General features: G+C 54.8%; 1 protein-coding gene. It reads right to left on the bottom strand.

From position 1 onward, the window contains the following. Nucleotides 1–365, bottom strand: a 365-nt coding sequence (locus QU605_RS15385) for a hypothetical protein (RefSeq protein WP_289726211.1), incomplete at both ends; no start/stop codon positions are given.

Raw genomic sequence — 365 nt, 5'->3', positions numbered from 1 at the left:
ATGGTGAGCAATCCATCGGTTACTTCGACGATCATGGTAGCCGTACGTACTTCTCCCGGGACAGGTGTCAAGGCCGGGATAATCGTATATCCTTCGACGGTAGCACTGTGCCGGCTATCCGTATTATTAGAATCGGCATCCCCAAGTCCCAGGGTTACCGCATAGGTGCCGTTGGGAACTTCAAGTTCCCAATAGAGTTCATTGCCTCTGGGTTGCCCGGCCCAACTCCCGATATTGTCCCCCTGGAAATGCACCAGGGTTCCCTCGAGTTTTTCCTGGTTGGTAGCAGCAGAATAGTCGGTCAAGCGGTTGCGACCTACGCCGCTGTCGTTGCCAGGGGCAAGGTTCGAAGCGTCAAAAGGGGT

The organism is Robiginitalea aurantiaca, from assembly GCF_030380815.1.
GTDB classification, from domain to species: domain Bacteria; phylum Bacteroidota; class Bacteroidia; order Flavobacteriales; family Flavobacteriaceae; genus Robiginitalea; species Robiginitalea aurantiaca.
The sequence above is the reverse complement of the archived record's forward strand: the minus strand, read 5'-3'. Positions and strand labels throughout refer to the sequence as shown.